We start from the raw sequence: 7,917 nt of genomic DNA, 5'->3' as shown, positions 1-7,917 counted from the left end.
CCGTTGACGGTGTAGCGGCGCTCGGCGGTGCCGTCGCGGCGCCCGACGATCTCGTCGCAGATGTTGGCGGCGGCGATCAGGGAGGGCAGGTCGATGTCATCCCAGGCGGCTTTCCAGCCGAAAGGGGCGGTCAGGTACCAGGCGAGGCAGAGCGCCGGGTTGTCGGACCAGCCGATCGCGCCCGTCCGCGGGTCGAGGATGGTGTCCGCGCCTTCGACGATCGCCGCCACATTCGGCGGGCCGGAGGGGAAGGCCTCGGGGCGGAGCTTCAGCCGCAGCGCCAGATAGGCCCGGCCGCGCCCACGGTGGTGCTCGCTCCACTTGCCGCCGGTCTCGGCGATCAGGTTGGGGTTCGCCGCCTGGTCGGCGTGGCCGAGGTGGCGGTCGACCCGCACCAAGCCTGCGAAGGCGGCGTCGCTCTCCGGCTTGTCGCCGAGGAACACCTCGCCGATGGCGCGGACGCGGTGGCTGGCGAGCACGACGACCATGTGGAAGAAGCCGTCGGCGCGGCCCTCGTCGTCGGTGCTGCTGTGCAGGAAGACGATCGGTCCCGACATCTTGGCGCGGCCGAGGACGATCTGGTGCTCGGCGATGGGCTGGCGGAAGGACTGGGTACGCTGCTGCGCCTCCTGGGCGGTGGAGCCGCCCGAGAAAGAGGGCGGCCGGGGCTTCTTCTGTGGGAAGATGGCGCCGCCGATGAGCGAGACGCCGATGGCCGCGCCGGCGCCGACGATGGCGCCGATGATGCCGCCGCCGACCGCGGCCGAGCCCACCGCGCCGGCGACGACGGCGATGAGAGGGACGGCAGCGGGCACTATCCGATCCTCCAGGCGTGGGTGCAGAGAGTGATGGGCGCGCGGAGCAGGCCGTACGGTCCGACGAAGGCGACGCGGCCGGCGTCGAGCACCACCCCGAGGCGGTCGGGATCGGGGGCGAGCGCCACGTCGCCCATCCTGGCCAGCAGCGGCGGGAGGCGCGCGAAGCCGGCGCTGTCCGCAGAGGCGATGAGGGAGGGCAGCACCCGCACGCGGGGGCGCTGCCCCGTCACCGCCTCGACGGCGGCCAGGGCGAAGAGCGCGCAGTTCCAGTGCCGCGCGTCGAAGGCGCGCGCCTCCGCCGCCAGGAGCAGGGCTCCCAGCCGCGCCGCCCAGTCCGGGTGCCGCATTACCGCGCCGGCAGGCGGATCTCCGCCTCCTGCAGGGCGGGGACGTACTCGAAGAAGCGGTCGCCCGGGTACTCGGCCTGCTGGTCGGGATCCGTGTAGCGCCGCACCTCGGCGCGCTCGAGGTCGACGAGGCGGCTTTCGCAGGCTAGCGCGACCCGCGGCTCCGGCCCGTCCACCACCTCCATGGTGTCCATCAGCCCCGCCCAGAGCGGGAACGGGTCGGCGACGAAGGCACCCCCCGCATCCAGCAGCGCCAGCCAGAGCCGGGCGGGGCGCAGCCGGAAGCTCCGCTCGGCGAGCGCGATGTCGATCACCTCCTGCGGGACGGGGGACAGCGTGAGGGTCAGGCGCACAGCGCGGAGCTCGACCGTCTCCTCCACCTCCGACATGGCGCCGAGGTCGCCGATGCCAGAGAAGATCAGCCCGGCCCAGGAGATGTCGCCGAGGCCCGTCCAGACCCGGAAGGGGCCGGTGGCGAAGTCGAGTTCGCAGAGCACGACGGGCGCGATCACCGGCGCCGTGGCCGCGGCGGCGGCCTGCAGGGTGAGGCGCGGGGTGGCGCGGATGGCAGGCTCGGTCACAACGCCTCCTCGAAGCGGCAGGTGATGGCGGTGAAGCGGCCGGGCCGGGTGGGGTTGGCGCCCTCGTCATCGGAGACGAGGCGCATCGGCACGGTGGCGTTGGTCAGCACCAGCGGCGCACCGAGCGGCGCCGCGGCGCGCAGCGGCGGGGCGATCGGGATGGCGGCCGTGCCGGTGCCGGAGGCCACGACGCGCTCCGTTGCGATGTAGAGGCGACCGGCGATGCCGAGGTAGTCCCCGGCCCCGACCGCGACGGCGTTCGGGTACCAGCCCTGGGTGGCGACGGAGAGCGCGCCCCTGGGTGCCCCCGCCGCGAAGGCCGGGTTCCCCGAGCCCACCACCATCCCCGTCCCGTCGGTGAAGATCGTCGCGTCGTCGAAGGAGAACGGCCCGCTCGGCACGTCGCCCTGGCTCCTGGGATCGCCGGTGCGGTACTCCCGCCGCCAGTCCCAGATGCGGACCGTGTTCACCGAGCCGGCCAGCGCGGCGAGCAGCCCCTCCAGCACGCCGGCGAGGCGGGCGTTGAGCGGGTCGAAGGTGAGCTCCGCCACCCAGCGCGCACCCTCGCGCCGCAGCACCTGCGCCTGCCGGGTGACCGGCGAGACGAAGCGCAGCGTGTTGTGCTGGAGGTAGAAGACCTGCCGCGAGGGGCGCAGCTCGGCCGGCCAGGCGTATTCCGTCATCCGCGCCCCCTCCTAACCCCTCACGGTGTCGTAGGCCGCGCCGCCGCGGCGGATCGCATCCAGCGTCATCGCCGAGGCCTGGCGGGCGATCTGCCCGGCGAGCAGCCGCAGCCGCGCCTCGACGCCGGCGTCGGCGCCGCGGGCGTCGATCGCGATGGAGGTTTTGATGGTGGTGCCGCCCGGGAGGGTGCCGTTCGGCAGCACCGTCCCCGACTGGCGCGGGACGAACCACTCCGGCCCGCGCTCGCCGACGATGTAGGGCTGGCCTGCCGCGACCGGCCCGCCTTCGGCCCGGAACAGGCCACCCAGCCACGAGCCGATGCCATCGAAGGAAAAGCCCGACAGCGCCGAGGACACGGCATTGCCCAGCGGCTCGGTGATGGTGCGCCGGGCAATGATGCGGGCGATGTCCTGGCCGATGCCCTGCAGCACCTCGGAGAAGCGGCGGCCGCGGATGATCGCGTCCTCGAAGGCGGAGGAGAAGGTCAGCCCCAGCTCGCGCCCCACATCCCTGGCCCGCTCCGCCCCCTCCGCGACGCGGCGTTCGGCGCGCTCCAGCTCCTCCAGCGCGGCGGTGGCCTCACGCCGGATGGTCTCGTCGGGCAACGGGCGGCCGACCCGCTCGGACCGCTCCACCAGGCGGCCCAGCGTCTCGACGCGCCGCTGGTAGCGCTCATAGGCGGTCTCGTTCTGCTGGATCAGGCGCTCGCGTTCGCGCAGCACCTCGTTCAGCTCGCGCTCGGCGTCGCGGTTCTCGCGGGTGCTGGCGGTCGCACCCCGCTGGCTGGCGGTGAGGCGCTGCAGGGCCTCGTCGCGTTCGCGGGTGGCGGCGGCGGCGAGGCGCTGGCCCTCGGCGGCGTCGATCGCGCCGGCCTGCTCGGCCTCCCGGATGCGGGTGAGGCGGGCCTGGAACTCGCGCTCGATGCGCAGGCGGGCGTCCAGGTTCTCCTGCAGGCGCGCGATGTCCTCGGCGGCGCGCTGGCGGCGGAGTGCGGCCGCGTTGCCGCCGCCGGCGCGGCTGTCCGGGTTGAGGATCTGGCGGGCGCGCTCCTCGGCGGTGCGGGCCTCGGCCTCGAGGGTGGCGATCTCGCGCTGCACCTCGTCGAGCTGCTGGCGGATCTCCGCGATCAGGCCGCTGCGGGTGACGCCGGCCTGCTCGCGGGCCACGCCCACCGCCCCGCGCTGGATGGTGCCGCGGCGGGGCTGGGAGGAGAGCGCCGCCTGGCCGGCCTCCTCGGCCTCGAGCTCCGCGAGGCGGCGCTGCAGTGCGTCGCGATTTCCCTCCAGGCTAGCGCGGCGCTCGGCCAGGCTCGCGCCGGTCATGACGCGGTTGATGGCGTCGGCCACCCTGGACAGGGCGGGGGCGACCTGCGCCAGGAGGTTGCGCGCGAGCGACGAGAAGGCGCGCTCCAGGGCGGCGATCTTGTCGGACGCCTCGTCGGCCTTGGCGATGAGGTCGGCGTCAGCAATGGCGCCAAAGCGCAGCGCCTCGGCGGTGAGGCGTTCCAGCCCGTCCCGGCCCTGCAGCAGGAAGGGGATCATCCGCTGGCCGAGCCGGTCGCCGAAGACGGCGGTGGCGGCGGCGGTGCGCTCCGCGGGGTCCTGCAGGCCGGCGATGCGGTCGGCGAGCTCGGCCATGACGGCCTCGGTCGCGCGCGCGTTGCCCGAGGCGTCGCGGAAGGCGATGCCGAGGCGCGTGAAGGCCTGCTGGGCGGCCTGCTCGCCGGTGGCCGCATCGGCGATGCGTCGGGTCAGCGCCTGGAGGCTGCGCTGCAGCTCCTCGTTGGAGAGCCCGACCTGGGTGGCGGCATAGCCGAAGGCCTGCAGCGCGTCGGTGGAGACGCCGGCAGCGTCGGCCAACTCGCCGAGGCCGCCGACGGCGTCCACCGCGGAGCGTACCATGGCAGCAACGCCGCCGATGGAGAGGCCGGCGAGCACGGGCCCGAGCAGGGAGAGCGAGCGGGAGGCCAACTCGGCGCTGCGGGTGATGCGCTGCATCTCGCGCTGGCCGGTCTCGCCGACCTCGCGCAGGCCGGTCTTGACCTGGGCGGCGTCGTCCAGCGAGAGGCGGACCGAGACGCGGCGGGTGCTATCCGCCATGGGGCGAGCCTCCGGTGTCAGTGGGGGCGGTGCGCGCAGCGAGGCCGGCCACGAGGCCGAGACGCAGCGCGGTCAACAGGTCCGCGGCGGCCCAGCCCGAGACGCCCATCTCGCGCGCCAGGGCAACGGCGCCGGCCACATCGAGGTCCACGCCCGCCATGTCGGCGCGCACGCAGGCGGTGCCCGCGGCCCACAGGGCGGCGCCCTCGGCGCTGGCGGGGGCGTGCGTGGCATAGGGGCAGGCCTGGCCACAGTCGCGCCCCAGGGCGGCGCAGCCGCGGCAGTAGTCCGGCCCCGCGCCGAAGTGCCAGGCGGCGCGGAGCCTCAGCCGTTTCCCTCCGCGGCCACGGTCCGGATCGGCAGCAGGGCGCGCTCCCAGAAGGCGCTCGCCATCTCGTCGAGGTCCATCAGCCGCTCGACGGCTTCCGGCGAGAGCGGCAGTGGCTTGCCGGCGGCATCGCCGACGCCCTCCCAGGCGGTGACGGCGTGACGGGCCAGCGCCTTGGCGAGAAAGGCGAAGGCGAGGCCGCGGGCGAGGTCCGGGTCGAGCTCGGCGTCCACCTCGCGCAGCGCCGCCAGGCGACGCTGCGCCGCGGCCTGGGCAGCGGCCATGACGGCGGTGGTGACGGGGCGGATCTCCACGCGCACGCCGCGCGGCAGGTCGAGCCAGTACGGCTCGGTGGGAAGGTAGAGGGTGAGCATGCTAAGATGGTCTCCGAGAGAAAAACGGGTCCGCGCCCGAGCGTTCGCCAGGATTGCTTGGGCCGAGGAGATTGCGATGACGGTCGTTCGTCTGACCGAGGAACAGGAGGCCATCGCTCAATCGGCGATGGCGACAGGCCGCTACAACGGGCCGCGGGATGTCATCGACGCGGCGCTCAAGCTGCTCAAGACGCACGAGGAACAGCGGGAAGCCTTCCTGCGTTCCCTCGATGATGCCCGCCAGGAGGGCGAGGAGCAGGGTTACGTCGAGATCGACGAGGTGGCGGCGGAGCTCGATGCCATCATCGCCGAGGCGGAGGCGAAGCTCGCCGCGCGCAGCGGCCACTGACCTTGGAGAGATCGGCGCCACGGGCGCGGCTCACGCCGCTGGCGCAACGAGAGCTCACGCAGGCCGTTCGCTGGATCGCGCGGGAACAGCCGGCTGCAGCGCGGGCCATGCGGGATGCGGTGCTCGACGCGGCCGAACGCATCGCGCGCCACCCGCAGAGTGGCACCGTTCGCGAGGACCTGGCCCCGCTGCCCATCCGGTTCGTTCCTCTGCCGCGGTTTCGCGATGTCATCGTCTATGAGACGCGGCCGCAGGATCGGCCGGTGATCCTGCGGATCGTCCATGGCGCGATGGACCTTCCTGAAGTCCTGAGCCGGATGGGCTGAGCGCAGGATCATGCATAGACCGTCCCTGCCTGGTCGTTTCTGAGCACGGCCGTCATCATCCGCGTCGCGGTGGCGTTGAACGCCGCGCGGAAGTCGAAGGTCGCCTCCACCCCCGCCGGCCCCTCGATCGGCGTCTTGGCGAGCGCCAGGTAGACCTCGTGCAGCGTGAAGGTGAGGCTGCGATTGCCGTTGATCGTGTAGGCCAGCGCGAATTCCGCCGCGGTGCCGTCCTGCGCCTGGGTCAGCAGGGTGGTGTTCTCGAAGCGCACGGTGATCTGCCCGGTGGCGCGCGTCACGCCCGGATCCACGCCCTCCACGCGCCGGTCGGCGCGGATGGTGCGGACCAGTTCCATCCCGTTCGCATAGGTGAGCCGTGCGCCGGTAACCTGCGCCAGGGCGGCGGCGTTGCGGCTGATGCTCCCCTGCGCCTTGTTGAACAGCGTCAGCGCGTGGCTGGTGGGCGTGCCGGCGCCGCTCGCGCCAGTGCGGACCGAGCCCTGGCCGATCAGGCCGAGGGTCGCCGTCGCGGGGCCAGTCGGCGAAAAGTCGAGCTCGAGCGTGTCGGCCCGCACCCCGGCGCAGACATCAAAGCTCGGCACGTCCGGATAGGCGATCTCGATGCTGTTCGACGGCAGCGCCGCCGCGCCGGATGCGAAGGTGTGGATGAAGTTCGGCGAGGTGCCGGTCGTCGTCGGCGCACCGAGCAGCAGGCGCAGCCAGTGGCCAATGTTCACGAGGTCGACCGGCACCACCGCCTGGCCGCGGACAGTCACGGTGTCGAGGAAGGGTGCCGCGGGATCGCGGTTCGCCCCCACGCCGATGATGTCGTTGTCGAGCAGCGGCTGCTCGGCGCCGAGGTCGATGGAGAGGAAGGGCAGCCGGCGCCAGTTGCCGCCGGGCGCGGTCCCGTAGACCGTCTCGGGGAAGGTGTGGACGCGGCAATTCGCGCCGATGGCACGGGGCATCGGAGGTCTCCGGGATCAGGGACGGCAAGGGTCAGGCCAGCGGCGAGCCGGCCACGGTGAAGAACAGCGCCACGGGCACGCGCGCGGCACGGGCGGCGGCGGCGCCTTCGAATTCCACATCCTCGAAATCCGGCGTGCCGGGCTGCGCCCATTCGACCGCGCCGCCGAGGGTGCGGTCGGCGGTGATGCCGGACGCGATATCCATCAGCAACGCGTCGAGCAGGGCGGCACGGGCGCCCGGCGTCGCGCCGGCGACGGTGACGTCCACTTCCGCCCGGTGCTCGATGGCCCAGGCGAGCGGCGAGAGGATCGGCGTTTCCTCCACTGTCTCGCCGTCGCGGATCACGACCAGTCCGCCGGCCGGCAGCCTCTGCGGGATGGTCTCGCCGCGCAGCACCACGGGCGCCGGATTCCGCGCGGCCAGCATGGTCTGCAACCGGCCATGCAGCGCCGTGATGGCGGCCTCGCGCGCACTCATGCCCAGCCCAGCAGTTGTGCGACGAAGCGGCCCGCGACCCAGGTGAGCGCCAGGCCCAAGCCGACGCTGACCCAACCCAGCACGGCGAGGCTTGCGATCAAGAAGAGGCTCGCGCGTCGGCTCATGCGGCTGTCCTCCCGCTCTCGCGCTCCCAGGCGGCGACAAAGCGCCGCGGCAGCCGGCGCAGCGCGCGCTCGGCCGCGCCGTGCACGTCGAGCCGCTTGGAAAGCGCCACCTGCGGCAGCAGCAGGAACATCGGCACGAAGCCCTGGGCGAGCAGCGATTGCTGCCACGCCGCCGCCCCCTTGCGCCGGGCGGTCGCTACCGCGGCGATGCCGCCCGCGACCAGCGGCGCACGGCCGCGGCCCGTGCGCTGGCCCTGCCGCACCGGCAGGCACCAGACGAAGCCCCGACCCGACTTGAACGGGCGGAGAAACCCCTGCCCGGAGGCGACCATCTGTGCCGGGGTGACACGTGCCTTGGCGCCGCGCCGCCCGCCCTGCCGATTGAAGCCGGTCGGGATGGCGAGGAATTTCCGGCCGCCCTTCGGCCGGATGGTAGCCCCGCG

At 73.6% G+C, this 7,917-nt stretch carries 12 protein-coding genes and 1 pseudogene; 2 read left to right on the top strand and 11 right to left on the bottom strand.

Annotated features, from left to right (window positions below):
* From ET526_RS20480 to ET526_RS20450, 7 genes and pseudogenes are all read right to left on the bottom strand, one after another.
* Positions 1 to 815 (bottom strand): annotated as a pseudogene (locus ET526_RS20480) (phage tail protein); the annotation flags it as partial.
* On the bottom strand, positions 815 to 1,165 hold the full coding sequence (locus ET526_RS20475; RefSeq protein WP_135470829.1) for a DUF6950 family protein: 351 nt from the start codon (positions 1,163 to 1,165) through the stop codon (positions 815 to 817). The gene ET526_RS20475 and the pseudogene ET526_RS20480, both read right to left, overlap by 1 nt.
* Positions 1,165 to 1,746 carry a hypothetical protein gene (locus ET526_RS20470; protein ID WP_240048512.1) on the bottom strand — a complete coding sequence of 194 codons (582 nt, stop codon included), beginning with the start codon at positions 1,744 to 1,746 and terminating at the stop codon, positions 1,165 to 1,167. The genes ET526_RS20475 and ET526_RS20470 overlap by 1 nt, the downstream gene beginning before the upstream one ends.
* On the bottom strand, positions 1,743 to 2,429 hold the full coding sequence (locus ET526_RS20465) for a hypothetical protein (RefSeq protein ID WP_135470827.1): 687 nt from the start codon (positions 2,427 to 2,429) through the stop codon (positions 1,743 to 1,745). Before ET526_RS20465 ends, ET526_RS20470 begins: the two co-directional genes overlap by 4 nt.
* Positions 2,430 to 2,441: 12 nt before the next feature.
* On the bottom strand, positions 2,442 to 4,529 hold the full coding sequence (locus ET526_RS22480; RefSeq protein ID WP_135470825.1) for a phage tail tape measure protein: 2,088 nt from the start codon (positions 4,527 to 4,529) through the stop codon (positions 2,442 to 2,444).
* Positions 4,519 to 4,701, bottom strand: coding sequence for a hypothetical protein (locus ET526_RS20455; RefSeq protein WP_135470823.1), 183 nt, complete (start codon positions 4,699 to 4,701; stop codon positions 4,519 to 4,521). The genes ET526_RS22480 and ET526_RS20455 overlap by 11 nt, the downstream gene beginning before the upstream one ends.
* A gap of 152 nt (positions 4,702 to 4,853) precedes the next feature.
* Positions 4,854 to 5,231 carry a hypothetical protein gene (locus ET526_RS20450; protein ID WP_135470821.1) on the bottom strand — a complete coding sequence of 126 codons (378 nt, stop codon included), beginning with the start codon at positions 5,229 to 5,231 and terminating at the stop codon, positions 4,854 to 4,856.
* A gap of 76 nt (positions 5,232 to 5,307) precedes the next feature.
* Here ET526_RS20450 and ET526_RS20445 point away from each other — a divergent pair, with 76 nt between their 5' ends.
* Both ET526_RS20445 and ET526_RS20440 read left to right on the top strand, forming a co-directional pair.
* Positions 5,308 to 5,580 carry a ribbon-helix-helix domain-containing protein gene (locus ET526_RS20445; protein ID WP_158295653.1) on the top strand — a complete coding sequence of 91 codons (273 nt, stop codon included), beginning with the start codon at positions 5,308 to 5,310 and terminating at the stop codon, positions 5,578 to 5,580.
* 2 nt (positions 5,581 to 5,582) lie between these two features.
* Positions 5,583 to 5,906, top strand: coding sequence for a type II toxin-antitoxin system RelE/ParE family toxin (locus tag ET526_RS20440; RefSeq protein WP_192898740.1), 324 nt, complete (start codon positions 5,583 to 5,585; stop codon positions 5,904 to 5,906).
* Positions 5,907 to 5,914: 8 nt separating this feature from the next.
* Here ET526_RS20440 and ET526_RS20435 read toward each other — a convergent pair whose 3' ends face one another.
* From ET526_RS20435 to ET526_RS20425, 4 genes are all read right to left on the bottom strand, one after another.
* A complete protein-coding gene (locus tag ET526_RS20435; protein WP_135470816.1) occupies positions 5,915 to 6,871 on the bottom strand; it encodes a phage tail tube protein in 957 nt (318 codons plus the stop codon).
* A 31-nt stretch (positions 6,872 to 6,902) separates the two neighbouring features.
* Positions 6,903 to 7,349, bottom strand: coding sequence for a hypothetical protein (locus ET526_RS20430; RefSeq protein WP_135470814.1), 447 nt, complete (start codon positions 7,347 to 7,349; stop codon positions 6,903 to 6,905).
* Positions 7,346 to 7,474, bottom strand: a complete 129-nt coding sequence (locus tag ET526_RS22475; protein ID WP_275668659.1) for a hypothetical protein — start codon at positions 7,472 to 7,474, stop codon at positions 7,346 to 7,348. Before ET526_RS22475 ends, ET526_RS20430 begins: the two co-directional genes overlap by 4 nt.
* The coding region (locus ET526_RS20425; protein ID WP_408869780.1) for a DUF6441 family protein at positions 7,471 to 7,917 on the bottom strand (447 nt) is incomplete at its 5' end. The genes ET526_RS20425 and ET526_RS22475, both read right to left, overlap by 4 nt.

Source organism: Crenalkalicoccus roseus (genome assembly GCF_004761865.1).
In the GTDB taxonomy this organism is placed as follows: Bacteria; Pseudomonadota; Alphaproteobacteria; order Acetobacterales; family Acetobacteraceae; genus Crenalkalicoccus; species Crenalkalicoccus roseus.
This window is presented reverse-complemented; position numbering and strand designations above follow the sequence as displayed.

Coding starts and splice junctions, on each gene's coding strand:
- ET526_RS20445 (WP_158295653.1), top strand. CDS start 5,308: ATGACGGTCGTTCGTCTGACCGAGGAACAGGAGGCCATCGCTCAATCG.
- ET526_RS22475 (WP_275668659.1), bottom strand. CDS start 7,474: ATGAGCCGACGCGCGAGCCTCTTCTTGATCGCAAGCCTCGCCGTGCTG.
- ET526_RS20430 (WP_135470814.1), bottom strand. CDS start 7,349: ATGAGTGCGCGCGAGGCCGCCATCACGGCGCTGCATGGCCGGTTGCAG.
- ET526_RS20450 (WP_135470821.1), bottom strand. CDS start 5,231: ATGCTCACCCTCTACCTTCCCACCGAGCCGTACTGGCTCGACCTGCCG.
- ET526_RS20465 (WP_135470827.1), bottom strand. CDS start 2,429: ATGACGGAATACGCCTGGCCGGCCGAGCTGCGCCCCTCGCGGCAGGTC.
- ET526_RS20475 (WP_135470829.1), bottom strand. CDS start 1,165: ATGCGGCACCCGGACTGGGCGGCGCGGCTGGGAGCCCTGCTCCTGGCG.
- ET526_RS22480 (WP_135470825.1), bottom strand. CDS start 4,529: ATGGCGGATAGCACCCGCCGCGTCTCGGTCCGCCTCTCGCTGGACGAC.
- ET526_RS20435 (WP_135470816.1), bottom strand. CDS start 6,871: ATGCCCCGTGCCATCGGCGCGAATTGCCGCGTCCACACCTTCCCCGAG.